The organism is Bradyrhizobium arachidis, from assembly GCF_015291705.1.
GTDB classification, from domain to species: Bacteria; Pseudomonadota; Alphaproteobacteria; order Rhizobiales; family Xanthobacteraceae; genus Bradyrhizobium; species Bradyrhizobium arachidis.
In genome coordinates, this window is the sequence record NZ_CP030050.1 from 7,259,424 (window position 1) to 7,285,480 (window position 26,057).

At 65.6% G+C, this 26,057-nt stretch carries 20 protein-coding genes; 14 read left to right on the forward strand and 6 right to left on the reverse strand.

Going from position 1 to position 26,057, the window contains the following annotated elements; genetic code table 11:
* Nucleotides 1–208: 208 nt before the first annotated feature.
* Nucleotides 209–2,218, forward strand: coding sequence for a putative bifunctional diguanylate cyclase/phosphodiesterase (locus tag WN72_RS34185; protein WP_092216089.1), 2,010 nt, complete (start codon nt 209–211; stop codon nt 2,216–2,218).
* Nucleotides 2,219–2,225: 7 nt separating this feature from the next.
* On the opposite strand, the gene hutU is transcribed toward WN72_RS34185, so the two are convergent.
* The 3 genes from hutU to hutI are packed head-to-tail and all read right to left on the reverse strand — an operon-like array spanning nt 2,226 to nt 6,694.
* Nucleotides 2,226–3,896, reverse strand: coding sequence for a urocanate hydratase (hutU, locus tag WN72_RS34190; RefSeq protein WP_092216158.1), 1,671 nt, complete (start codon nt 3,894–3,896; stop codon nt 2,226–2,228).
* Between the two features lie 27 nt (nt 3,897–3,923).
* A complete protein-coding gene (hutH, locus tag WN72_RS34195; RefSeq protein ID WP_092216090.1) occupies nt 3,924–5,483 on the reverse strand; it encodes a histidine ammonia-lyase in 1,560 nt (519 codons plus the stop codon).
* Nucleotides 5,480–6,694: an imidazolonepropionase gene (hutI, locus tag WN72_RS34200; RefSeq protein WP_092216091.1), complete on the reverse strand. Its 1,215-nt coding sequence runs from the start codon at nt 6,692–6,694 to the stop codon at nt 5,480–5,482. The genes hutH and hutI overlap by 4 nt, the downstream gene beginning before the upstream one ends.
* An 89-nt stretch (nt 6,695–6,783) precedes the next feature.
* Here hutI and WN72_RS34205 point away from each other — a divergent pair, with 89 nt between their 5' ends.
* The 7 genes from WN72_RS34205 (at nt 6,784) to WN72_RS34235 (ending at nt 13,843) form a co-directional block, all read left to right on the forward strand.
* Nucleotides 6,784–8,142 (forward strand): formimidoylglutamate deiminase, encoded by a 1,359-nt coding sequence (locus tag WN72_RS34205; RefSeq protein WP_092216092.1) that lies wholly within the window; start codon nt 6,784–6,786, stop codon nt 8,140–8,142.
* Nucleotides 8,139–8,867 carry a histidine utilization transcriptional repressor HutC gene (gene hutC / locus WN72_RS34210; protein ID WP_092216093.1) on the forward strand — a complete coding sequence of 243 codons (729 nt, stop codon included), beginning with the start codon at nt 8,139–8,141 and terminating at the stop codon, nt 8,865–8,867. Before WN72_RS34205 ends, hutC begins: the two co-directional genes overlap by 4 nt.
* Nucleotides 8,868–8,973: 106 nt before the next feature.
* Nucleotides 8,974–9,918: an ABC transporter substrate-binding protein gene (locus WN72_RS34215; protein ID WP_027562330.1), complete on the forward strand. Its 945-nt coding sequence runs from the start codon at nt 8,974–8,976 to the stop codon at nt 9,916–9,918.
* 72 nt (nt 9,919–9,990) lie between these two features.
* Nucleotides 9,991–10,764 (forward strand): ABC transporter permease, encoded by a 774-nt coding sequence (locus WN72_RS34220; protein WP_027562329.1) that lies wholly within the window; start codon nt 9,991–9,993, stop codon nt 10,762–10,764.
* Nucleotides 10,761–11,546, forward strand: a complete 786-nt coding sequence (locus WN72_RS34225) for an ABC transporter ATP-binding protein (protein WP_167380809.1) — start codon at nt 10,761–10,763, stop codon at nt 11,544–11,546. Before WN72_RS34220 ends, WN72_RS34225 begins: the two co-directional genes overlap by 4 nt.
* On the forward strand, nt 11,539–12,771 hold the full coding sequence (locus WN72_RS34230) for a Zn-dependent hydrolase (RefSeq protein ID WP_092216095.1): 1,233 nt from the start codon (nt 11,539–11,541) through the stop codon (nt 12,769–12,771). Before WN72_RS34225 ends, WN72_RS34230 begins: the two co-directional genes overlap by 8 nt.
* A gap of 151 nt (nt 12,772–12,922) precedes the next feature.
* A complete protein-coding gene (locus tag WN72_RS34235; RefSeq protein ID WP_092216096.1) occupies nt 12,923–13,843 on the forward strand; it encodes a catalase family peroxidase in 921 nt (306 codons plus the stop codon).
* Nucleotides 13,844–13,863: 20 nt separating this feature from the next.
* On the opposite strand, the gene WN72_RS34240 is transcribed toward WN72_RS34235, so the two are convergent.
* The 3 genes from WN72_RS34240 to WN72_RS34250 form a co-directional block, all read right to left on the reverse strand.
* A complete protein-coding gene (locus WN72_RS34240; RefSeq protein ID WP_092216097.1) occupies nt 13,864–14,796 on the reverse strand; it encodes a helix-turn-helix domain-containing protein in 933 nt (310 codons plus the stop codon).
* A 169-nt stretch (nt 14,797–14,965) separates the two neighbouring features.
* Nucleotides 14,966–17,443 (reverse strand): outer membrane protein assembly factor BamA, encoded by a 2,478-nt coding sequence (gene bamA, locus WN72_RS34245; RefSeq protein WP_416207782.1) that lies wholly within the window; start codon nt 17,441–17,443, stop codon nt 14,966–14,968.
* 55 nt (nt 17,444–17,498) lie between these two features.
* Nucleotides 17,499–17,693: a hypothetical protein gene (locus WN72_RS34250; RefSeq protein WP_141263128.1), complete on the reverse strand. Its 195-nt coding sequence runs from the start codon at nt 17,691–17,693 to the stop codon at nt 17,499–17,501.
* A gap of 82 nt (nt 17,694–17,775) precedes the next feature.
* Here WN72_RS34250 and WN72_RS34255 point away from each other — a divergent pair, with 82 nt between their 5' ends.
* From WN72_RS34255 to WN72_RS34280, 6 genes are all read left to right on the forward strand, one after another.
* Nucleotides 17,776–18,144: a hypothetical protein gene (locus WN72_RS34255; RefSeq protein ID WP_092216098.1), complete on the forward strand. Its 369-nt coding sequence runs from the start codon at nt 17,776–17,778 to the stop codon at nt 18,142–18,144.
* A gap of 1,111 nt (nt 18,145–19,255) precedes the next feature.
* Nucleotides 19,256–20,698, forward strand: coding sequence for an efflux transporter outer membrane subunit (locus tag WN72_RS34260; protein ID WP_244553739.1), 1,443 nt, complete (start codon nt 19,256–19,258; stop codon nt 20,696–20,698).
* 23 nt (nt 20,699–20,721) lie between these two features.
* The gene (locus WN72_RS34265; protein WP_430640367.1) at nt 20,722–21,930 is read left to right on the forward strand and encodes an efflux RND transporter periplasmic adaptor subunit; all 1,209 of its coding nucleotides are present in this window, start codon (nt 20,722–20,724) and stop codon (nt 21,928–21,930) included.
* 1 nt (nt 21,931) lies between these two features.
* Nucleotides 21,932–23,893 carry a MacB family efflux pump subunit gene (locus WN72_RS34270; RefSeq protein ID WP_092216159.1) on the forward strand — a complete coding sequence of 654 codons (1,962 nt, stop codon included), beginning with the start codon at nt 21,932–21,934 and terminating at the stop codon, nt 23,891–23,893.
* A gap of 90 nt (nt 23,894–23,983) precedes the next feature.
* Complete coding sequence (locus WN72_RS34275; protein ID WP_092216101.1) at nt 23,984–24,697, forward strand: response regulator; 714 nt, start codon at nt 23,984–23,986, stop codon at nt 24,695–24,697.
* The gene (locus tag WN72_RS34280; protein WP_092216102.1) at nt 24,694–26,022 is read left to right on the forward strand and encodes an ATP-binding protein; all 1,329 of its coding nucleotides are present in this window, start codon (nt 24,694–24,696) and stop codon (nt 26,020–26,022) included. Before WN72_RS34275 ends, WN72_RS34280 begins: the two co-directional genes overlap by 4 nt.
* The last annotated feature ends 35 nt before the right edge of the window (nt 26,023–26,057 follow it).

Consider the following 26,057-nt stretch of genomic DNA (forward strand, 5'->3'; position numbering starts at 1 on the left):
GTGACCACGAACGCGCCGATGGGGCCGAAGCGCTGCCCCCGGCAGCCTGTAATGCTTAACGGGACCTGACCAATGCACGCGGCCGGAAATTTTTGCGGCCGCGCGCAACCTGCGCTGGCCTTTTCGCAGGGAACCCGTCTAACGCGCCCTTTACCCCCGCCGTGCAAGATCGCCCCCGTTTTTGAAGGGATACGGGGCGCGTATTGCAATGCCTGTCGCCAATTTGAAGTCTCATTTCGCCGCCGCGATGCGGCTGTTTCGCGTGCCGGCCGACAATCCGGACCTGACGCGCGCGCAGTTCGACGCCTTCTCCAAGCAGATTCCGCTGCTCTACTTCATCCTCATGAGCAACACGATCGCTGTCGCCTATACGTATGTGAACGTGGCGCCGGACTGGCTGACGATGATCGTGCCCTCCGTGCTGACCGTGCTTGCGGCGCTCCGGACCATCTGGTGGCTGCGCCAGCGTCATCTCGTGCGCAGCGATGCCGACATCCTGCGCAATCTGCGCGCCACCAACTGGATGACGCTGCCGATCGGTGCGGGCTTCACTGCATGGTCCTTCGCGCTCTATCCCTACGGTGATCCATTCGCCAAGAGCCAGGTCGCCTTCTACATGGCCGTCACCGTGATCGGCTGCATCTTCTCGCTGATGCATCTGCGCTCGGCGGCGCTGATCGTGACGCTGGTCGTCGACGTGCCCTATGTGCTGTTCTTCTGGGCCACCGGCGAGCCGACGCTGAAGGCGATCGCCGTCAACAACCTTCTGGTTTCCGGCGCGATGGTGACGGTGCTGGTCATCTACTATCGCAACTTCGCCGATCTCGTCGCCAGCCGCAAATCGCTGCTGGCGCAGCAGGCGGCGACGCAAGCGCTGTCGGACGAGAACTTCCGTCTCGCCAATCTGGATTCGCTCACCGAGCTGCCGAACCGCCGCCGCTTCTTCGCCGAGCTGTCGAGTGCCTTCATCGACGCCGAGCGCAGGAACGTTCGCGTCGCGGTCGGCATCATCGATCTCGACGGCTTCAAGCCGATCAACGACAATTACGGCCATTCGGTCGGCGACCGCGTCCTGATCGAGGCCGGCCGGCGCATCCGCGAGGTCTGCGAAGGCTTCGGTCCGCAGCGCGTCGAGTTCGCAAGGCTCGGCGGCGACGAGTTCGGTCTCGTCGTGTGCGGCGACCCCGAGGACGCCGATCTGGTGCGGCTCGGCGAACGCATCGGCGAGCGGGTCAAGCTGCCCTACCAGCTCGACACTGCCCACACCGGCCTGTCCTGCTCGATCGGCTTTGCGCTTTATCCGGACTCCGCAACGACGGCGGAGGCGCTCTATGAATGCGCGGACTATTCGCTCTACCACGCCAAGCGCCATCTGCGCGGTCGCACCGTAATCTTCTCGAGCGAGCTGGAGGCGGAGATCCGCAGCCGCGGCGTGATCGAGACCCTGCTGCGCAGTGCGGATTTCGACACGGAAATGGAGCTGGTGTTTCAGCCGATCGTCGATGCCATGAGCGAGCATACTGCGGGCTTCGAGACCCTGGCACGCTGGCGTAGTCCCCGCCTCGGCTGGGTCTCTCCGGCCGACTTCATTCCGGCCGCCGAGCGCATCGGCCTGATCCGGCCGCTGACGCGGGCCCTGCTGGCGCGCGCGCTTGCAGCGGCGAAGACCTGGCCCGACCACATCCGCCTGTCGTTCAACCTTTCGGCCCACGACGTCTGCGCAGCCGAGGGCATCTTGCCGCTGATCTCGATCATCGAGAGGAGCGGCCTGCCGCCGCACCGGATCGATTTCGAGATCACCGAGACCGCCGTCACCTTCGACTTCGTGCGCGCGCAGCAGTCGATCGCGACGCTGAAGGCGATGGGCTGTGGCATCTCGCTCGACGATTTCGGCACCGGCTATTCCTCGCTGAGCCATGTGCACCGGCTGCCGCTCGACAAGATCAAGGTCGACCGCAGCTTCGTCGCCGACATCAACGAAAATCCTGTCAGCCACAAGATCATCAAGTCGCTCACGGGCCTGTGCGACGACATGGAGATCGCCTGCGTCGTCGAGGGCGTCGAGACCCGCGCGCAGCTCGACACCTTGCGCCGCCTCGGATGCGACTACATCCAGGGCTATTACTTCGCAAAGCCGATGCCGGGCGATGCGATCGGCGACTACCTCGCGAACGAGGGGCAACGCCTCGATGGTGCAGCGGCCAGGGTCGTGGCTTGAGGCGAGGCTATTTCGCCAGGCTCGGCAGATCGAGCCCCTTGTCGCGCGCGCAGTCGATCGCGATGTCATAGCCCGCATCGGCATGGCGCATGACGCCAGAGGCGGGATCGTTCCACAGCACGCGCTCGATGCGTTTGGCGGCTTCCGGCGTGCCGTCGGCGACGATCACCATGCCGGCATGCTGGGAATATCCGATGCCGACGCCGCCGCCGTGATGCAGCGAGACCCAGGTCGCGCCACTGGCGCAATTGAGCAGCGCGTTGAGCAGGGGCCAGTCGGACACCGCGTCCGATCCGTCCTTCATCGCCTCGGTCTCGCGGTTGGGGCTTGCCACCGAGCCGCTGTCGAGATGATCGCGGCCGATCACGATCGGCGCCTTCAATTCGCCGCGCGCCACCATCTCGTTGAAGGCGAGGCCGAGGCGATGACGATCGCCGAGGCCGACCCAGCAGATCCGCGCCGGCAGACCCTGGAACTTGATGCGCTGCTTGGCCATGTCGAGCCAATTGTGCAGATGCTTGTCGTCAGGCATCAGCTCCTTGACCTTGGCGTCGGTCTTGAAGATGTCCTCGGGATCGCCCGACAGCGCGGCCCAGCGGAACGGGCCGACGCCGCGGCAGAACAACGGGCGGATATAGGCCGGCACGAAGCCGGGGAAATCGAAGGCGTTCTTCAGGCCCATGTCCTGCGCCATCTGGCGGATGTTGTTGCCGTAGTCGAGCGTCGGAATGCCCTGCGCATGGAAATCCAGCATGGCCTGGACATGCTCGACCATCGACGTCTTCGAGGCGCGCTCGACCGCCTTCGGATCGGACGCGCGCTTGGCTTCCCAATCGGCAAGCGACCAGCCCTTCGGCAAATAGCCGTTGATCGGATCGTGCGCGCTGGTCTGGTCGGTGACGATGTCGGGCTTGACGCCGCGGCGCACCAGTTCGGGGAAAATCTCCGCGGCATTGCCGAGCAGCCCGACCGAGACCGCCTTCTTGGTCTCCTTGGCCTCTTCCATGATCGCAAGGGCTTCGTCGAGCGTGGCTGCCTGGCGGTCGAGATAGCCCGTCCGCAGCCGCATCTCGATGCGGCTCGGCTGGCACTCGACCGCGAGCATCGAAGCGCCGGCCATGGTCGCCGCCAGCGGCTGCGCGCCGCCCATGCCGCCGAGGCCGGCAGTGAGGATCCATTTGCCGGCGAGGCTGCCGCCATAATGACGACGGCCGACCTCGACGAAGGTCTCGTAGGTGCCCTGCACGATGCCCTGACTGCCGATATAGATCCAGGAGCCCGCGGTCATCTGGCCGTACATCATCAGCCCCTGGCGATCGAGCTCGTTGAAATGGTCGAGCGTCGCCCAGTGCGGCACGATGTTGGAGTTCGCGATCAGCACGCGCGGCGCATCGGCATGGGTGCGGAAGACGCCGACCGGCTTGCCGGACTGCACCAGCAGCGTCTGGTCGGCTTCGAGCTTGCGCAAGGCCGCGGTGATCCGGTCAAAGCTCTCCCAGTCGCGCGCGGCGCGGCCGATGCCGCCATAGACGACCAGCTCGCTCGGACGCTCCGCAACATCAGGATCGAGATTGTTCATGAGCATGCGCAGCGGCGCTTCGGTCAACCAGCTCTTGGCGCTGATCTCGCTGCCGCGGGGAGCACGGATAGTGCGGTCATTGTCCAGTCGGCGGTTCATGCGGAACACCCCTTAGTCAAGTCTTGTTCAGTCAAGTTTTGGAAACGGATCGGCTGAAAGCCTGGCGATCGCCGCGACCGGCAGCGCATCGGCTTCGACAAGCGCCGCAGCCTTGGCGAGATCGCCGGCCATGTAGCGGTCAGTACCGAGTGCAGGCACCTGCTCGCGAAGCCTGGCAATGACGGCAACGAGCGGCGCGCTGGTCGCATGCGGCGCCCGCAGCGTGATGCCTTGGGCTGCGACCAGCAGCTCGATTCCCAAGATGGCGGTGAGATTGTCGGCCATATCCGAGAGGCGCCGCGCGGCGTGGGCAGCCATCGAGACGTGATCTTCCTGGTTGGCGCTGGTCGGCGTCGAGTCGATCGAGCAGGCAGCCGCCCGCTGCTTGTTCTCGGCATAGAGCGCGGCCGCCGTCACCTCGGCGATCATGAAGCCGGAGTTGAGGCCGGGATCCGGTGTCAGGAACGGCGGCAGACCGAAATTGAGAGCGGGATCGACCAGCGTCGCGATGCGCCGCTCGCTGATCGCACCGATCTCCGACAGCGCAAGCGCGATGGCGTCGGCGGCAAAGGCGACCGGCTCGGCGTGGAAATTGCCGCCAGAGACGATCTCACCGGTCTCGACCAGCACCAGCGGATTGTCAGTGACGGCATTGGCCTCGACGATCAGCGTGCGCGCGGCCTGCGTGATCAGGTCCAGCGCGGCGCCTGCGACCTGCGGCTGGCAGCGCAGGCAATAAGGATCCTGCACGCGCTCGTCGCCTTCGAGATGCGACAGGCGGATATCGCTGCCGTCGAGCAGCACGGTCAAGGTGGCGGCCGCGGCGATCTGACCGGCATGGCCGCGCAGCGCCTGGATTTCGGGACGGAACGGCGCCGTCGAGGCCATTGCCGCATCGACCGACAATGCGCCGGTGACGAGCGCGGCGCGGATCAGGCGGAATGCACGCAGCACGCCGGCGATGGCGTAAGCGGTCGAGAACTGCGTGCCGTTGATCAGCGCCAGCCCCTCCTTGGGGCCGAGCGTCAGTGGCGTAAGGCCGGCAGCGGCGAGCGCTTCGCCACCGGATATAGTCACCCCGTCAAAAATCGCCTGCCCTTCGCCAATCATCACCGCGGTCATATGCGCGAGCGGCGCAAGATCGCCGGAGGCGCCGACCGAGCCTTGTTGCGGCACCAGCGGGTAGACGCCGCGCGTCAGCATGGCCTGCAATTGCTCGATCACCTCGCGGCGGACGCCGGAGGCCCCGCGCCCGAGCGAGATGATCTTCAGCGCCATCATCAGGCGGACGATCGGCTCGGGCGTCGCCGGGCCGACGCCGCAGCAATGCGAGACGATGAGATTGCGCTGGAGCAGCGCGGTTTGATCGGGCGGAATGCGCTTCGAGGCCAGCTTCCCGAAGCCGGTGTTGATGCCGTAGACTGGCGCGGCGGCATGCGCGGCCTTCGCGACAATCTCCGAAGCCGCCTCTACGCGCGGCCAAAACGAGGGATCGAGCACGACGGACGCACCCGCAAGCACGCGCGCGATATCGTCGAGAGTGACCGTTCCCGGCTTAACGACGATCGCTGCGCCCTGCTCCGTCACTGTCCCCTCCACACCCGGCAGTGCAGCGGATTGAAGCCGATGCGGTAGACCAGCTCGGCGGGCCGCTCGATGTCCCAGATCGCGAGGTCGCACCACTTACCGTGTTCGAGCGTGCCAGTTTCATCGAGCACACCGAGCGCGCGCGCACCTTCTCGGGTAACACCGGCGAGGCATTCGGCGACATTCATCCGGAACAGCGTCGCGCCCATGTTCATGGCGAGCAGCAGCGAGGTCAGCGGCGAGCTGCCGGGATTGCAGTCGGTCGCGAGCGCCATGGGAACACCATGCTTGCGGAATGCCTCAACCGGCGGCTTCTGCATCTCGCGGATGAAGTAGAACGCGCCAGGCAGCAGCACGGCCACCGTTCCGGCCTTCGCCATCGCAGCGGCGCCGGCCTCGTCGGTATGCTCCAAATGATCGGCCGACAGTGCCGAGAATTTTGCGGCGAGCGCGGCGCCGCCGAGATTCGACAGCTGGTCGGCGTGGAGCTTCACCGGCAGCCCGAGCCCTCTCGCAGCCTCGAAGACCCGCGCAGTCTGCTCAGCCGAGAACGCGATCCCTTCCATGAAGGCATCGACGGCATCGGCAAGGCCAGCCTTGGCGACGGCGGGCAGCATCTGTTTGCACACGAGATCGATGTAGCGATCCTTGTCGCCGTTGGCTTCCACCGGCAGCGCATGTGCGCCGAGGAAGGATGTGCGGATCGCAACCGGCCGCTGAGCGCCGAGGTTGCGCGCGGCGGACAGCTGCCGCATCTCGGTCTCGGTATCGAGGCCGTAGCCCGACTTGATCTCGACCGTGGTTGCGCCCTCGCCAATCAGCGCGTCGAGCCGCGGCAGCGCGCTCGCGACGAGTTCGGCCTCGCTCGCCTTACGAGTCGCGGCGACCGTCGAGACGATGCCGCCGCCGGCCCGCGCAATCTCTTCATAGCTTGCCCCCTTCAGGCGCAGCTCGAACTCGTGCGCGCGGTTGCCGCCATAGACGAGATGGGTGTGGCAGTCGACGAGGCCGGGCGTGACCCAGCGTCCCTCGCAATCGATCCGCACGATGGCGTCCGCATCGGCCGAGAACTCCGCAGCGGCGCCCGCATAGACGATATGGCCGCCGCGCGCGGCGATCACGCCATGCGCGATCTCGCCGAGATCGGGACGGTCGGCCCGCAGTGTGGCGAGCCGGGCATTATGCCAGATCCGGTCGAAGCGCTCTGCCATGAAGGTGTCCCTTCGCCGTGGGATGCTTGACTTATATGTCTAGACATATAATCGTAAGGCGGTTCTGTCCAGCCGGCGTGTAATCAATCATGACCCGACTGCATTTCGCCTCCGCGCTCCTGCCCTCGGGCTGGGCCAATGACGTGCAGGTGGTGATCACCGCCGGCGCGATCGCGGAGGTGACGCCAGGCGTGGCGCCGGCCGCCGGCGACGAACGCCACGCCATCGCACTTCCCGGACTTGCGAGCCTGCACAGCCACGCCTTCCAGCGCGGCATGGCCGGACTTGCGGAACTGCGCGGCGACAGCACCGACACGTTCTGGACCTGGCGCGAGACGATGTATCGCTTCGCGCTGGCGATGACCCCGGATGACGTTACCGCCGTTGCCACGCTGCTTTATGTCGAGATGCTGGAACAGGGTTTTACCCGCGTCGGCGAATTCCATTATCTGCATCATGATCGCGACGGCTCGCATTACGCCGATATCGGCGAAATGGCCGGGCGCATTGCGCAGGCTGCCGAGGCCTCGGGCATTGCACTGACGCTGCTGCCGAGTTTTTACGCGCACGGCTCTTTCGGTGGCGCGGCGCCGCATGACGGCCAGCGCCGCTTCATCTGCTCGGTCGATGAATTCGCCGCGTTGATGGATGCATCGCGCAAGGCGATCGCAACATTGCCGGGCGCCAATATCGGCATTGCGCCTCACAGTCTGCGCGCGGTCGCGCCGGACGAGCTCGCGGCGATCATTCCGCTTGCGAACGGCGGGCCGGTGCACATCCACGCCGCCGAGCAGGTCAAGGAGGTCGAGGATTGCCTCGCCTGGTCCGGCCGGCGCCCGGTGCAGTGGCTGCTGGAGCACGCGCCGCTCGATCAGCGCTGGTGCCTCATCCACGCGACCCACATGACCGATGCGGAAATCACGGCATTCGCGAAGACCGGTGCAGTTGCTGGCCTCTGCCCCATCACCGAGGCGAGCCTCGGCGACAGCATCTTTCCGGCGCGCGAATTTCTCGCCGCCGGCGGCGCGTTCGGTGTGGGCACCGATTCCAACGTGCTGGTCGGCGTCGCCGACGAATTGCGCCAGCTCGAATACGGCCAGCGCCTGAAGCATCGCCAGCGCAACGTTCTCTCCAGCGGTGCAGGCCGCTCGACGGGGCGTACGCTATTCGATCAAGCGCTCGCCGGCGGCGCACAGGCAATGGCGCAGGCGATGGTCGGCCTCACGCCGGGCGCGCGCGCGGACATCGTCACGCTCGATGCGGCGCATCCGTCGCTGGCCGGCCGCACGCACGACGCGGTCATCGACGGCTGGATCTTTGCCGCCAGCGGATGCGTGATCGATTGCGTCTGGGCTGGCGGCCACAAAGTCGTCGAGCGCGGTCGGCACAGGCTACGCCAGGCCGCGCGCGAGCGATTCAACGCGGCGGTGCGGAGGCTCGTCGCATGAGCCTTGCCAGCGATGCCGCCGACAAGCGGACACTCTACAAGCGTATCCGCGCCGACATCGAGAAGCGGATCCTCACCGGCGAATGGCCGCCCGGACATCGCATTCCATTCGAGCACGAGCTCGTCGCGCGCTACGGCTGCTCGCGCATGACGGTGAACAAGGCGCTGTCGGAACTGGCGCAAGCCGATCTGATCCAGCGACGGCGGCGCGCCGGCTCGTTCGTACGGCGACCGCAGCATCAGTCAGCCGTGCTCAAGATCGCCGACATCCGCGCCGAGATCACCGCGCTCGGGCGCGCTTACGGCTACGAGCTGATCGGCCGCAAGCTGCGGGCGGCGACTGCCGCCGACCGCGAGCGTCTCGGCGTCAAGAAAGCCGGCAAGGTCGTCGCGATCACCTGCCGTCACAGCGCCGACAAGGTGCCATTCGCGGTCGAGGACAGGCTGATCGATCTCGCCTCCGTGCCCAGTGCTGCGACCGCGGATTTCTCGCGCGAGCCGCCGGGCTCGTGGCTGCTTCATCATGTCCCATGGACAGAGGCCGAGCATACGATCAGCGCCATCGTCGCGGATGATCGCACGGCGGAAGCGCTCGACATCGCAATCGGCGCGCCCTGTCTCGTGATCGACCGCTATACCTGGCGCAGCGCGCGCACGATCACCGCGGTCCGCCTGCTCTATCCCGGTGACTCCCACCGCCTTGTCGCCCGATTCAAGGGAGGTTGAGAGAGCAATGTCGGCACAATTCGTGCAATGCTTCGGGCAACGGTCCGTAGGGGCCGACAGAGATCAACAGGACGTCAATCCATCGATCGGCAAGAGGACGACAATCATGCGTAGTTCGACGATTTTTGCGACAATCATTGCTCTTGCGGCCTCCACTCCCGTGCTCGCCGACGATGTCAAGGTCGGCATCGGCATCTCCGGCTGGACCGGTTTCGCGCCGCTGACGCTGGCGAAGGAGGCCGGCATCTTCAAGAAGAACGGCCTCGACGTCACCATCAAGAAGATCCCGCAGAAGGATCGTCATCTCGCGATCGCCTCCGGCGACGTCCAATGCGCGGCGACGACGGTCGAGACCTGGATCTCCTGGAACGCCAACGGCGTTGCGACCAAGCAGATCTTCCAGCTCGACAAGAGCTATGGCGCCGACGGCATGGCCGTGCGCAACGACGTCAGCGCGATCAAGGAGCTGAAGGGCAAGACGGTCGCAGCCTCCGCACCCGGCACATCGCCCTATTTCGCGCTGGCCTGGATGCTCAAGAAAAATGGTCTGTCGGTGAAGGACGTCACCGTCGTGAACCTCGAGCCGGCCGCGGCCGCGCAAGCCTTCGTCTCCGGCCAGAACGATGCCGCCATGACCTATGAGCCGTATCTGTCGACGGTCCGCGCCGCGCCCGACAAGGGCAAGATCATCGCGACCACGCTCGACTATCCCATGGTCATGGACACCTTTGGCTGCACGCCGAAGTTCCTCAGCGAGAACCCGAAAGCCGCCAAGGCGCTCGCCGACAGCTATTTCGAGGCGCTCGACATGATCGCCAAGGATCAGGCCAAGGCCTATGAGATCATGGGCGCGGACGTGAAGCAGAGCGGCGAGCAGTTCGGCAACTCGGCAAAGTACCTGCGCTGGCAGGACAAGGCCGCGAACCAGAAATTCTTCGCCGGCGACTTCCTGACCTTCAACAAGGAGGCCGCGGACCTTCTGCTCGAGATCGGCATCATCAAGGCCGCGCCGAAGGTCGAGGACCTCTTCGACGCGAGCTACATCAAGTAAGTCACTTTGGAGCTGCCGGCCCCGTCTCGCGGCGGGGCCGGCAAATCTGTTCACCGCCTGGATAGATCGTCGATGCGTCCCCTGGACCCTGTTACATCGAAGCAGCGCATGGTTTACGGCCTTGCGTTCTTTGTCCTGTTCGTTGCGCTCTGGTCATGGGCGACGCTCGGCGGCCATGTGTCGAAGACCTTCCTCGCCAATCCGCTGACCATGGTGCAGGAAGGTTATGACCTCCTGGCCAAGCAGGGATTCATCTACGACATCGGCATGACGATCTGGCGCGTCGTCGGCGGCTTTGCGCTCGCCGCCATCATCGCGGTGCCGCTCGGCGTGCTGATGGGTGCCTACAAGCCGGTCGAGGCGTTCCTCGAGCCGTTCGTGTCCTTTGCACGCTATCTGCCCGCCTCCGCCTTCATTCCGCTGCTGATCCTGTGGGCGGGCATCGGCGAGTTGCAGAAGCTGCTCGTCATCTTCATCGGCTCGGTATTCCAGGTCATCCTGATGGTCGCGGTCACCGTCGGTGCCACGCGGCGCGATCTGGTCGAGGCGGCTTATACGCTGGGCGCCAGCGATCGCGGCATCATCCGCCGCGTGCTGCTGCCCTCCTCCGCGCCCGAGATCGCGGAAATCCTGCGCCTGGTGCTGGGCTGGGCCTGGACTTATGTCATCGTCGCCGAGCTGATCGGCTCGTCCTCGGGCATCGGCCACATGATCACCGACAGCCAGGCGCTGCTCAACACCGGGCAGATCATCTTCGGCATCATCGTGATCGGACTGATCGGCCTTCTCTCGGACTTCATGTTCAAGGCGTTCAACGCCTGGCTGTTTCCGTGGAGGCTCGCATGACCACGCTCAGAATCGAGCAGGTCTCGCGAACCTTCCCCGCGCGCCACGGCAATGCGCCGACCAGGGCGCTGGAGCCAACCGACCTCACCATCGCCAACAACGACTTCGTCACCATCCTCGGGCCGTCCGGCTGCGGCAAGTCCACGCTGCTGCGCATCGTCGCCGGCCTCGACCGTCCGACCAGCGGCCGCGTCACGCTCGACGGCCGCGAGGTCATCGGACCCGGCGCCGATCGCGGCATGGTGTTCCAGTCCTACACGCTGTTCCCCTGGCTGACCGTGCGCGAGAACATCGCCTTCGGCCTGCGCGAGCGCGGCGTGGCCGAGGCGGAGCGAAACAAGATCGCGGATGCCTTCATCCGCCAGGTCGGGCTGTCCGGCTTCGAGAATCACTGGCCGAAACAGCTCTCGGGCGGCATGCAGCAGCGCACCGCGATCGCGCGTGCGCTCGCCAATGATCCCAAGATTCTCTTGCTGGACGAGCCCTTCGGCGCACTCGACAACCAGACCCGCGCCTTGATGCAGGAAATGCTGCTGGGAATCTGGGAACGCGACCAGAAGACCGTGCTGTTCGTAACCCACGACATCGAGGAGGCAATCTTCCTCGGCAGCCGCGTCATCGTCATGAGCGCACGCCCGGGCCGGATCAAGGCCGAGATCAATGTGGACCTGCCGCATCCGCGCTCCTACAAGATCAAGACCACGCCGGAATTCGTCCAGCTCAAGGAACGGCTGGTCGAGGAGATCCGCACCGAGGCGTTGAAGGTTGCCGAACATGCCTAACACCAAGCCGCGCGCCAATGGCGAGCGCGTCCTCGCCGACCTCAATGCCCTCCGCGCCATCGGCGCCTACAAGACCGGCGTGCACAAGCCGACCTTCTCCGAGCCGCATAGGCAATCGCTGGACTGGCTGGTGCAGAAGCTGCCCGACGCCGGTCTTGCCGCCGCGATCGACGGCATCGGCAACGTATTCGGCACCAGCGCCAAGCCGGGGCCAAAACTGCTCGCCGGCTCGCATCTGGAGAGCCAGAATTACGCCGGCTGGCTCGATGGCCCGCTCGGCGTCGTCTATGCGCTTGAAGCCGCCCGCGTGCTCAACGCCGATCCCGCGCTCAGGGGCGCGGTCGAGGTCGCAGCGTGGTGCGACGAAGAAGGTCATTTCGGCAGCTTTCTCGGCTCGCGGTCCTATGTGGGACAAGTGACCGAAGCCGAGATCGACGCCGCGCGCGACCGCACCAGCGGCCGGACCATGCGCGAGGCCCTCGCCGACATGGGTCTCGCCGGGCGGGCGCGCGTTGCCGCCGAGCCGGGCCGGCACCTCGGATATCTGGAGGCGCATATCGAGCAGGGCGACACGCTCGAAAGCGGCAAGCTTGCGATCGGCGTCGTGACCTCCATCGTCGGCATCTGGCAATACAAGATCAATTTCACCGGTGAGCAGAACCACGCCGGCACCACGCGCATGACCGTGCGGAAGGACGCCGGTCTCGCGCTGGCCAAATTCTGCGTCGCGATCGACGAGCGTTTTCCGGGCGCCTGCGGACCCCGCACCGTCTGGACCACCGGCCGCATCACGCTCGATCCCGGTGCGCCGAGCATCATCCCGGGCGGCGCCGAGATGCTGTTCCAGATCCGCGATGACAACCCGGCCGTGATCGCGCGGCTGGAGGAGCTGCTGCGGACCATGGCCGACGAGGCCAGCGCGAAAGGCCCCTGCACCGTCACCGTGGAGAAGATCCGCACCGGCGCGCCCGCCATGATGAACACGGGCATTCAGGACGCGATCGAGGCTGCGAGCAAGGCTCTCGCTGACGGACGCTCCATTCGCATGCCGAGCGGCGCCGGCCACGACGCGCAGATGCTGGCAACCGTGATGCCCGCAGGCATGCTGTTCGTGCCGTCGATCGGCGGCATCAGCCACCACTGGACCGAAAATACTGCCGACGCCGATATCGTCACCGGCGCGCAGGTGTTCGTCGACGCCTGCCGGCGGATCCTCGGCGGTTAGCCGGGCGCCGTCCAGCCGGCGCGGCGGCCAAGTCCGCGCGCTCAGCCATGCACGCATCTTGGGCAGGATCGTGCCAAGCGCGATCGGTTCGGGAAAGACTCTGATTTCGCACGAGGCCTAATCTGCGCGCCCCCACGCGAGAAGGCCCATCATGCCCCGGAGTTCCACGGCAACGCCCGCCGCCATCGTCGATGCCCTGAAGGCGGTTGCCGGCAATCCGCCGAAGGTGCGCGCGAGTTTCGCCAAAGGCTGGTGCGTTCGCGGCACCTACACTCCATCGGACCGCGCGGGAGAGATCACGCGATCCCAGAGCTTCACAAGGCCATCGCGTGTGCTAGCCCGCTTCTCGGTCGGCGGCGGCAATCCTGGCGTCGCCGACACCAACAATCTGGTGCTGCGCGGCTTCAGCTTCAAGCTCGGCGACGAGGATCATCGATCCGACATTCTCGTCGAGAGCGCGCCGGTGCATTTTGCGCGAACGCTCGAGCAGATGCTGGCCTTCCTCAAGGCGCGCGTTCCGGGCGCCGACGGCAAGCCTGATATGGCAAAGGTCAAGGCGTTCTCGGTGGCCAATCCCGAGACACTCAATCAGGCGAACTACATCGCTGCGCGCCCGTTGCCCGGAAGCCTTGCCGGTACGACCTATTGGGGCGTGCACGCCTTTCCGGCAACGAATGAGCAAGGCGAGACGCGCTTCATCAAGTTCAAGGTGGCCCCGGCCGGAGGCGACATCACGCTGAGCGAGGACGAAGCGAGAGCGAAGCCGGCCGATTTCCTGCGCGACGATCTCGGCACGCGGATCGCGGCAGGCCATGCCCGCTTCAACGTGATGGCGCTGCTCGATCGTCCCGGCGATCCCATCAAGGACGTCACGATCCGCTGGCCCGACGAGGATGATCGCGAAGAGGTGCGCCTCGGCACGATCGTGATCACCGGCTTCGAGCCGAACGAGGCCTGCGACGCCTCCATTTTCAATCCGGCCAATCTCGCCGATGGCATCGGCCACCCGCCGGACGAGATCTTTGCGGCGCGGCGCGCCGCCTACACCATTTCACTGGCCAAGCGCCGCTGAGGCGCACGGCATCACCGATTTCAAGCCCCGACGCGCGAGGCCCCAAGCGCCTCGCGGCGCCATACCGCCGGGCTGACGCCGACGATCGAGGAAAACACCCGCGTGAAATGGCTCTGATTGGCAAAGCCGGCCGACATCGCGATCTCCGACAGCGGCAGGTCGCGAACGCTCATCAACTGCTTGGCGGCCTTGACGCGCTGATGCAGCAGCCATTGGTGCGGCGGCAGGCCGATCGAAATCCGGAAGGCGCGCGAGAAATGGCTGACCGAGAGGTCGAGCTCGGCCGCGACTTTCTGCAACGAGAGCTTGCCGCTGAGGTCGGATTCGAGCCGCTCGCAGGCGCGCTTCGCCTGCCATGGCGCGAGGCCGCCGCGCGCGGATGCGGTCGTACGCTGAAGCCCGCCATAGGTCTGGGCGACATGGGCGGTCAGGCCGAGCATCATGTGATCGATGAACAGCTGATTGGCCTCGTCCGGTCTGCGCAGGCCCTCCTGGAGCGAGGCGCCGATGTGACGGATGATTCCGTCGTCATGGCCGATGCCGATCTGACAGTCGAGCTCGTCGACGCGCGGCGCATTGCACTGCTCGGCGATGCTGTCGAGCGCCGAGCGCGGAATGTAGAAGAACAGCGAGTGGAACGGCTTGTCGATCACGTAGCGCGGATCGCGCTTGAGATCGTAGAGATAGGTCGTCCCGGCGCGGACATCCGCCCGCATGATGCATTTGCCGCGCTCCCAGAGCTCGCAGTCCGGATAATCGTGCAGCTTCAGGCTGACGAGAAAGGCATCCTCGGCGGTCAGCGAGCCGGACAGGCCACGCACCGGGCGGTCATTGCGGGTTTCGGTGACCGCGAGCGCGGCGCTGCGCAGCGAGCGCGTGACCAGCGAGGGCGGCGCATCCTTCAAACGCAGGAATTGCCCAAGCCTCTGCCCGTAGGCGCCTACCTGTGTCATCGGGATCGTCCTTCTGTGGAAACTCAAGTGCAGGCCACAGGGCCCTGCAATTGCAGCGCGCATTATCGGACATTCGCCAATAGCTGTCCACGCTTGCGCGCAACAAGCCCGTCACAGATTTTCACAAACGCACGAGGCATGCCGCGGCGTCCCGCCGCAGCACCGCGTCCTAGAATGAGGTGCCGCCGCCGAACCTGAACTCCTGAACGATGTCGTATTTGCCCTTCGTGATCGGCACCGCATAGTCGAAACGCAGCGGCCCGAACGGCGAGGCCCAGATCAGGCCGACACCGACCGACGAGCGCACCACATTGCCGTCGTCATATTGCAGTCCGCAGGTCGGACAGGCCTTGGTGTTGACCTCGCCGGTGGCCGACCATGACGTCGGCCCCTGGTAGCCCCAGAGCGAGCCGGCATCGGCATAGACCGCGCCCTTGAGGCCGACTTCCTTCGGCAGGAACCAGAACGGCATCTGCAATTCCATCGACGCGCCCCAATATTTGGTGCCGCCGAGCGCATCGCCCGCGGTGCCGTAATTGTAATAGGTGATGTCGCGCGGGCCGATGCCGTTGGAAGCGAAGCCGCGGACGAGATTCGGGCCCATCTGGAAGTGATCGAGCATGCGCAGATCGTTGTTGCCGATCTTGTTGAGGATGCCGCCCTGGAGGTGGATCACGTTGACGATATCGGACACCAGCGACGTGTAGTACTTGGTGTCCACGGCGGTCTTCAGATAGGTGACGTCACCGCCGACCCCGGCGAAATCCTGCCGGAAGTCGACCAGCAGACCGTCGGTCGGGTTCTTGTTGTTGTCGAGCGTGTTGTAGTTCAGCGTGTAGCCGAGCGCCGAAGTCCAGGTCGCGCCGTTCGCCAATTCCTTCCGGACCGGCAGACTCGACTCGCCGTCGCCATAGCAGCCATAGCCATAGACGCCCGAATCCGTCGCATTGGTCGGGTCCACGCCGCCTAGGACGTTCTTGATGTAGGCCGGCGTCGGATTGAAGGCCAGCGAGCTGTTCGATGCGTTGTTGTTACAGTTGTTGTAGGCGCTGGCGAGCGTGATGCTCTGCTGATAGAGCGAATAGCGCAGCTGGAGCGAGAGATCCTCGCGCAGCGCGAAGCCGAGGCGCGGCGAGAAGCCCAGCGTCGTCACGCCATAGCTCGTATAGCTGTTCGACAATTGCTGGCGCCAATAGGTGTCGAATCCGAGCGCCAGCCGGTAGTCGAGCAGATAGGGCTCGACGAACGACAGCGAGATGCCGCGCGAATACTGGCCGTAGCTGACGGATGCCTTGGCGTAGAGCCCCTTGCCGAGCAGGTTGCGTTCGGAGACCGAAACTTCGGCCAGGGCGCCGTCGGTGGTGGAGTAACCGCCCGAGATCGAGAAGTCGCCGGTCGATTTCTCCTCCATCTCCACGACCAGGATGACGCGGTCGCTCGACGAGCCCGGCTCGGTCGTGATCTTCACGCTCTTGAAGTAGTCGAGGTTCTTCAGCCGCCGCTCGGCACGGTCGACCAGGGCGCGGTTGTAGGCGTCGCCTTCCGAGAGGTCGAATTCGCGGCGGATCACGTAGTCGCGGGTGCGCGTGTTGCCGCGCAGATTGATGCGCTCGATATAGGTGCGCGGCCCCTCGTCGACGTTGAAGACGACCGACACTGTATGCGCCTCGAAGTTGCGGTCGCCGCTGGGCCGAACGATGGCGAAAGCATAGCCGCGTCGCGAGGCTTCGATCTGCATCTCCTCGGTCGACTTCTCGACCGCTTCCACATTGTAGAGCGAACCGGTACCGACGCGCGAATAGGAACGCATCGAGCTTGCGTCGAAATTCGGGATGCTGGAGCGGAAGTCGACCGATCCGACCCGATATTGCTGGCCTTCCTCGATCTTGAAGGTGACGTTGAAGCCCTTCTTCTCCGGATCGTATTCGGTGAGCGCGGCCACGACCTGGACGTCGGCATAGCCGTTCTTGAGATAGAAGCGGCGGATCAGGTCGCGGTCGGCCTCGACGCGGTCGGGGTCGTAGATGTCGTTGTTACCGAGGAAGCTGAGCAGGTTGCTTTCGTGCGTCTTGATCACGTCGCGCAGCCGCGCCGCCGAATAGGCGTTGTTGCCGATGAACTCGACCGACTTGACGCCGGTTTTGGCGCCCTCCTCGATGGTGAAGATCAGGTCGACGCGGTTGCTCGGCTGCTCGATGATCTCGGGCGTGACGTGGACGTCGTAGCGGCCCGAGCGCCGGTAGATCTCGGCGATGCGCAGCGTATCGGACTGCACCATGGCGCGGGAGAAGGTGCCGCGCGCCTTGGACTGGATTTCGGCCGAAAGCTGCTCGTCCTTGATCTTCTTGTTGCCCTCGAAGGCGATGCGGCCGATCACGGCGTTTTCGACCACCGACACGGTGATGCGGCCGCCGGCCTGGCTGATCTTCACGTCCTGGAACAGGCCGGTCCCGATCAGCGCCTTGAGACCGTCGTCGATCGCGGATTGATCGAGCCGTCCGCCGGGGCCGGGCCTGAAGTAGGAGCGGACCGTCTCCGCCTCGACGCGGCGATTGCCTTCGACCACGATCGTCTCCACGCTCTGCGCGGCGGCCGGTTGCGGCAACAGCGCGACCGGAATTGAACTCGCAATCGATACACCGCTCATCGCCACCGCGATCAGCCAGGCCCGCAAAACCGACATTCCACACCTCAAGAGCACGTCACCTGCTCAAACGAAACGGCTGTGGCCGCGGTGTGGCTTTGAGATTGCTGTACTGTTTCCGGTCGTTGAATTTGATTGGCCGATCAGCCGCGTCGGCGTTGCCGCCACGATGACGGCGCGGGCCATCAATGGCGGCTGGCTGAGGTTGAAGCCGCCGCGAAGCGGCCTGCCCCATGTGCAGCTTCAGCAACATCGCGCAACGCCCGAATTCTTTACAGGCCCCCGATCCGGTGCGAGAGGCGGCGGCATCAGGAACTCGCATGGGGTGTTTGCCGATGAACGCGATTGTCATGACCAGAACGGCGCTGGTCGCCCTCCTCGCCTCGACCCTCGCCGCGCATGCCGAGACAGCCGGCAAGCGCGATCAATCGCCGACGAGGCAGAATGCCGCCTATGAGTACGGTCCGAACGGCCCCAACCGCTCCTACCCCTCAGGCCCGCACACGCGCATCTATGTGAGCAAGCGGTCGTGGCTGGATGGCGGGACCGAGGTGCTTCCCGGCGAGCGCAAGTTCACCGACTACGCCCTGCCGCCCGGCACGTCGTTCGCGCGCGGCAACAACAACCGGCCGCTCGATCGGCAGCCGCTGAGCCCTGACTCGGATCTCGGTGGATTTGTGCAAAGGATCCCGATCTCGTGGTGACCAGACGTGTCCCGGACACGCGGCAACGCCCGGAGGCGGCATCTCAGATTTCCGCTCTTGTAGGATGGGTAGAGCGAAGCGAAACCCATCGACTCGTTGGCGCCGAAGCATGATGGGTTTCGCTTCGCTCTACCCATCCTACGGCGCTGCGGACGCGCCTTCGCCTTCTCGCGGCTCAATTCACCCGAGCTTTGCTTGGTCATTCCACCCTCAAAGCCAAGAGGGCGCAGGGAAGGCCGGGTGCCGGCTAGCACCCGCGGTCCGCTGCGCGAATAGGTAGCGCAAGGAGACCGCACAGCAGCATACAGGTGAAGCCCAACACACGGCCTTCCCTGCGCGATGGTTGGACGGCTTATGCCGTGCTCTCCCGGGAGCCGAGTTCGTTCTGGCCTCCCTCACCCTCACGAAAGTCGCCGGCAGCGCGCCGGTTGACGCAACTGCCGCATCCGCAAGAGCTTGACCGTAGCAACGACGGCCAGGACCACACGGTTTTGCCGTACGCACGGCCCGCTATTCGCCGCAGTTTTCCCAGCCCTGTCGACAGAGCCGGAAACTTACAGGCGAGACGAACCTGACAGCGCCGTTCGTCCACGCGCGGTTTCGGGCTCGCGGAGAGCAATCCGCCCTGCCCTAACCTCTCGCGCCCGACGCTGCCGCGTCCACCGCAAGCCCGGCTCGCGAACATGACGACCTCACGATCGCCCCTCAAGGATGAGCCGGGCTGGGCAAGACATACGACAAATCCGAATTTCGGTAAAGTGGAATATTTTTGTCTAGAGGGCTTGACCAGGCGGCGACACAGGGCCGATGTTCTTCCCGGCAGGCACCGTGCCGCCAGCGCCGAGATGCCGCGCAATATCTGTTTACATTCAGAAACATTGGGGCTGCCGAAAGGCCACGATCGCCCGGCTAGTGGTTCCTGCCTCGACCCCGCCTCCGAGGACGATGGGCGCCGTTCCTTCCCGGGCCAGGCCAATGGATCTCAGCCGATTTGATGCCGTCTCACTCGTTCGTCGCAATCCCCGTGCCATCCGCAAAGGAGAATCCCCATCCAACGCCCAGCCTGTTGCGCGCCGCCCTGTCGCGTGGCGGATCAGTTTGCTTCGCGCTGATGCTGGGTAGCTCATTGACCGGCTGCGCGGTGGGCCCGGACTATGCCGGTCCGCCAAGGCTGAACCTGCCTTCGCACTGGAGCACCAAGGCCGCTTCGCGGCGAGATGCCGGCACGCTTGATCGCTGGTGGCTGCGCCTGCGCGATCCCCTGCTCAACCGGCTGATCGAAGAGGCCGTCGAAGCCAATCCCAGCGTCGCCAAGGCGAAAGCGGTCGTGCGCGAAGCGCGCGCAACCGTGCAGCAGACCGGCGCCGGCCTGTTTCCGTCCGTGAGCGGCACGGCCTCGGGGACGAACAACAAGACCAGCTCCGGCTCCGCCTCGGCCATCGCGGACAGCGCGCCCTACACGCTGCACCAGGGGAGCTTCGATTCGAGCTGGGAGCTCGACCTGTTCGGCGGCACGCAGCGGAGCATCGAGGCGGCGGTGCGCGGCGAACAATCCGCCGAGGAGGATTTGCGCGACAGCCTCGTCACCCTGATCGGCGACGTCGCCGCCTACTATGTCGAGGCGCGCGGCTATCAGGCCCGGATCGCGCTGGCAGAGCGCACATCGGTCTCGCAGCGCGACACCGAGAAGCTGACCCGCAGCAAATACGACGCCGGCAGCGGCAACGCCGTCGATCTTGCCAAAGCGACGGCGCAGGCCGCCAGCACCGAAGCCAACGTCCCGACCTATCAGGCGGCGCTTGCCGCCGACATCCACCGGCTCGGCATCCTGCTCGGCCGCCCGCCCAACGGCGTCGCGGCGCTGCTGGCGAAGTCCGCGCCGGTGCCGGCGCCGCGCATGCCATTGCCAACGGGGCTGCCCGCCGATCTGCTGATGAGCCGCCCCGACATCGCCAGCGCCGAACGCAAGCTGGCGCAGGTGACCGCCAAGATCGGCGCGGCCGAGGCCGACCGCTACCCGGCGGTGTCGCTCACCGGCTCGGTCGGCACCTCGGCGATGCGCGTCGGCGATCTCGCAAAATATTCCAGCGTGAGCTGGTCGGTCGGCCCTTCCGTCACCGTGCCAGTGTTCGATGCGGGCAAGCGCCTCGCGACGGTCAGGATCGCGGAAGCGCAGCGCGACCAGGCCTTCGCCACGTTCCATTCGACCCTGCTCACCGCGCTCGAAGATGTCGAGAACGCGCTGGTCTCGCTGGCCCAGGAACGCGTCCGCGCCAGCAAGCTGACCGAAGCGGCGACGAACTACCGCGAGGCGGCAAAGCTGTCGCGCTCGCTGTTCGAGACCGGCAGCGCCAGCTTCATCGACGTGCTCGATGCCGAGCGATCGCTCTATTCGGCCGAGGATTCGCTGATCCAGAGCAAGGTCGCGGCGGCCAAGGACTACATCTCGCTCGCCAAGGCGCTCGGCGGCGGCTGGACCGATCCAGTCGACGTCTCGAGGCCGATCATCGTGGACACCAACACCGGACCGCATCTCCGGGAGGTGCAGAAGTGACCGAGTTCATCACCGCCAGGCACATGAAGGTCGCCGCCGCAATCGTCGCCGTCGTTGCGACCGGCGTCGTCGCGGCCTCGCGTTTCCCGGGAACGTCGAGCAAGGCGCAATCCTACATCACGGCACCCGTCACGATCAGCGATCTGCGCGAGGAGGTACTCGCCAGCGGCACCCTGAAACCGGCGCGGCTGACCGCCGTCGGCGCCCAGGTGTCCGGCCGCATCACCGCGCTCAACGTCCGCGTCGGCGACACCGTCAAGGCCGGCGACGTCATCGCCCAGATCGATCCCGTCACCAAGCAGAACGATCTGCGCAGCTCGGAAGCCTCGCTGAAGAACTATCGCGCGCAGAAGGAGGAGAAGGAGGCCGCCTTGGTGCTGGCCGAGGCGAACCTCGTGCGCCAGCAGGCGACATTGGCGCAGCGCGCGACCTCGCGCAGCGATTTCGACAGCGCGGATTCGACCGTGCGCCAGACCCGCGCCCAGATCGCAGCCCTCGAGGCGCTGATCGTCGGCGCCGAGGCCAGCGTCCAGACCGCGCGGGTGAATCTCGAATACACCCGCATCACCGCGCCGATCGACGGCACGGTGCTCGCCACCGTGGTGCAGGAGGGACAGACGGTCAACGCGGTGCAGTCCGCGCCGACCATCGTCGTGCTGGGCCAACTGGAGACGATGACGGTGCGGGCGGAGATCTCCGAGGCCGATATCGTCAAGGTCCGGCCGGGACAATCGCTCTATTTCACGATCCTCGGCGACCAGGACCATCGCTACGAGGCCCGCCTGGAACAGATCGAGCCGGCGCCGGAATCGATCAAGAACGACGCCAGCTTCTCCTCGACCACCACGTCGAGTTCGAGCTCGTCCAGTTCATCGAGCTCGACCAGCACGGCGATCTACTACATCGGCGTCTTCAACGTGCCGAACAAGGATTATGCACTGCGGACCTACATGACCGCCGAGGTGCACATCGTCACCGGCGAGGCCAAGCGGGTGAAGGTCATCCCCGCGCTGGCGGTGATGCGTAAATCCGACGGCCGCAGCACGGTGCGGACGCTTGCCGCATCCGGTGACGTAAGCGAGCGCGAGGTCAAGACCGGCCTCAACGATCGCACCACCGTCGAGATCCGATCCGGCCTCGACGAGGGCGAACGGGTCGTCACCGGGGAAGCCAACGAGCAGACCGCATCGCACGGCATGCCCGGCGGCCCGCCCGGAGGTGGAGGTCCGTGAGATGACCGACCCGATCATCGATCTCAAGGACATCCGCCGCGAGTTCGCGGCCGGCGACACCATTGTGGTGGCGCTCGATGATTTCTCGCTGAGCATCCAGCCCGGCGAGATGGTCGCGATCATCGGTCAGTCCGGGTCGGGTAAGTCGACGCTGCTCAACATCCTGGGCTGTCTCGACCGTCCAACGTCAGGCACCTATCGGGTCGCGGGCAAGAACGTCTCTGAGCTGGATGCGGATCAGTTGGCGGCGCTGCGGCGCGAGCATTTCGGCTTCATCTTCCAGCGCTACAATCTGCTCGGTGATCTCTCCGCGGCCGACAACGTCGAGATTCCCGCCGTCTATGCCGGCATGACGGCGCGGGAGCGGCGCACGCGCGCGGACCGGCTGCTGGCGCGGCTCGGCGTCGGCGAACGCAGCGGCCATCGCCCGAACCAGCTCTCCGGCGGCCAGCAGCAGCGCGTCTCGATCGCGCGAGCGCTGATCAACGGCGCCGAGGTGATCCTGGCGGACGAGCCGACCGGCGCACTCGACCGGCGCAGCGGCGAGGAGGTCCTGAAGATCCTGAAAGAGCTGCACCGCGAGGGGCGGACCATCATCATCGTCACCCACGATGCCGGTGTCGCCGCGCGGGCCGAGCGCATCGTCGAGCTGCGCGACGGCAAGATCGTCTCCGATCGCCGCACGGAGAGCGAGGCCATGGCGGAGCCGCCTGCCCCGGCGTCCCGGACCTCAGGGAACGGCGGCGCTCGTTGGTCCGGCGGATTGCGGCGCCTGCGGGAGGCCTCGCGCATGGCGCTGGTCGCGATGGCCGCGCACCGGCTGCGCGCGTTCCTGACCATGCTCGGCATCATCATCGGCATCGCCGCGGTCTCGTCCGTGGTTGCCCTCGGCAATGCGTCCCAACGCAAGGTGCTGTCGGACATCGCAAGCCTCGGCACCAACACGATCGAGGTATTTCCCGGCAAGGATTTTGGCGATGCGCGCGCCGGCAAGATCAAGACGCTGGTGCTCGACGATGCCCGCGCGCTCGACCGGCAGAGTTTTATCGCCGGCGTCACGCCGACGGTCTCGACGAGCACAACCGTCCGCTATCGCGGCAACGAATCCAACGTGCTGGTGAACGGCGTCGGCGAAAGCTATTTCCAGGTCAAGGGCGCCAAGCTGGCAAAAGGCCGCCTGTTCGACGCCGATGCGGTCCGCAACATCGAGCGGCAGGCCGTCATCGACGACAACACCCGCAAGACCTTCTTCGCCGACGACCAGACCTCGGGCATCGGCCGCGTGATCTGGCTCGGCAAGGTGCCGTGCCGCATCGTCGGCGTCATCGCCCAGCAGCAGGGCGGGTTCGGCTCGAACCAGAACCTGTCTGTGTATCTGCCCTACACCACCGTGCAGGCGCAATTCACCGGCGACCGCGCGCTGCGCAGCGTGCTGCTGCGGATCAGCGACGAGATCTCGACCACATTGGCTCAGGATGCGGTCACCACGCTTCTGAGGCAGCGGCACAACACCAAGGATTTCGTCATCCTCAATACCGACGACATCCGCCGCACCATCACCAGCACGACGCAGACCCTCGCCTTCCTGGTCGCCGCGATCGCGGTAATCTCGCTGGTCGTCGGCGGCATCGGCGTGATGAACATCATGCTGGTGTCGGTGTCCGAACGCATCAGCGAGATCGGCGTGCGCATGGCGGTCGGCGCGCGGCGCAGCGACATCCTCCAGCAGTTCTTGGTCGAGGCGACGCTGATCTCCTCGATCGGCGGCATCGCCGGCATTCTGATCGCGATCCTGCTCGGCGTCGCCATCAACGCCGCGGTGCCTGGATTCCAAGTCAGCTATTCGATGTTCTCGGTCGGCGCGGCGTTCCTGACCTCGACCGGGATCGGGATCGCCTTCGGCTTCTTCCCCGCCCGCCGTGCCGCCTTCCTCGACCCCGTGGTGGCGCTCAGCCGTGACTAACTCTAGGATTGCACCATGCCCGTAGTTCTTCGGACGAGACAACCGTCCGCAAATCGACCAACGATCGGCGATCCCGATGCGATTTCAACCATGACCAACGGCACGCCGAACATCCTGATCGTCGAGGACGATCAGCCGACCCGCGACCTCATCGCGCGCTATTTGCGCGACCATTCGTTTGCGGTCAGCACCGTCACGAACGGCAAGGAGATGGACCGTTACCTCTCGCAGAACCGGGTCGATCTGATCGTGCTCGACCTGATGCTGCCGGGCGAGGACGGGCTCAGCCTGTGCCGCCGGCTGCGCATGGAGTCCATGACGCCGATCGTCATCCTCACCGCCAAGGGCGAGGACCTCGACCGCATCCTCGGCCTCGAGATGGGCGCCGACGATTATCTGCCGAAGCCGTTCAACCCGCGCGAGCTGCTCGCCAGGATCAATGCGGTGCTGCGCCGGAACGCCAGCGGCCTCACTGCCGCCTCCACCGCGACGCGCCTGAAGTTCCAGGGCTGGACCATCGATCTGCGCCTCAGGGAATTGCGCGACCCCGAAGGCGCGCAGGTGCCGCTGACCAGCGCCGAGTTCGATCTGCTGCAAGCCTTCTGCGAACGTGCCGGCCGCGTGCTCGGCCGCGACAATCTGCTGAGCATGACGCGCGGCCGTCCCGGCGGCAGCTTCGGCCGCAGCATCGACGTGCTGGTCAGCCGGCTGCGCCGCAAGCTCGACCGGACGGAAGGCACGTCCATGATCAGGACCATCCGCACCGGCGGCTACATCTTCACGCCGGTCGTGGAGGAAGCATGAGGCGCGTTGCCGACGTCATCGCGCTGTTCAGCTTCAGGCGGATCAGCGGCCAGATCGCCGCGCTGGTCCTGTTCTCGCTGGTCCTGATCCATGTCCTGATCGGCGGATATTTCCTGCTCAACAGGCCGAAGCTTCTGGCGGACAGGCCGCTGGAGCAGTTCGCGCTGATCGTTCGGATCATCGCCAACACGCCACAGGCCGAGCGAGCGACCGTGCTGGAGAGCGTCAGCCGGACCTTTCCGGCGTTGAGGCTCCGCTTGCTAGAAGGCGTTTCCGCCTCCACCGTGCCATTGCCGCAGCGGACGCTGAACGTCCCCTCGCCGCTCAATGGCGAAGTCGACCTCATTCGCGGCAGCACGTCGGAAGACGATCGCGTCTGGTTTCACCTGTCGAAGGACGACGTGCTCGAGGCAACGATCGGCTCGCCGAAAATGCCGGCCTTCGTCAGCGGCCTGTGGACCTCCACGCTGCTGTTCCTGGTCGCGAGCGTCACGCTGCTCGGCGTCTGGGCCGGCCGCGCGCTCTCCTCGCCTTTGTCGGCGTTCGCCCGCGCGGCGGAGGATTTCAGCCTGAGCCGGTCGTCCGCGCCGCTCCCTGAAAACGGACCGGAGGAGATCAAGTCCGCAGCGCGCGCGCTCAACCGGATGCGCGAGCGCATTACGGCGCTGATGAACGACCGCACCCGCATGCTCGCGGCCATCAGCCACGATCTGCGCACGCCGATCACGCGGCTGCGGCTGCGCTCGGAATATATCGAGGATCCGGCCCAGCGCACGCAAACCGTGCGCGATCTCGACCAGATGCAGTCGATGCTGGAATCGGTGCTGTCGCTGCTGCGCAACGAGAGTCAGGTCAAGCCGACGCTGGTGGATGTTGCCGCGCTGCTGCAAATGGTCTGCGAGCAGTTCTCGGATTGCGGCCATGCGGTGACCTATTCGGGGCCCGCGAGGGCCGCGTTCGTCATGCGGCCCGACGAGATCATCCGCGCGGTGACCAATCTCGTCGAGAACGCGACGCGCTTCGGTACCGACGTCGAGGTCGCGCTGGTGATGGCCGAAGATCGGCTCGTCATCGACGTCTCCGACAATGGACCTGGCATTCCCGATGACAAGAAGGCGGCGATGCTGGAGCCGTTCGTGCGGGGCGAGGAAGCCCGTACCATGGACGAGACATCGGGATTTGGCCTTGGCCTCTCGATCGCGCAGGCGATCGTGACCGCGCATGACGGAACGCTCGAGCTGCTCGACAATGCGCCAAAGGGCTTGCGCGTCCGCCTGCAGCTCGCTCGCGCCGGCCGCGACAATTCGAGCACCGCTCGGACATAAAGGCGCGGCAATTCTGGGGCTTGTCGGCGGCTCCC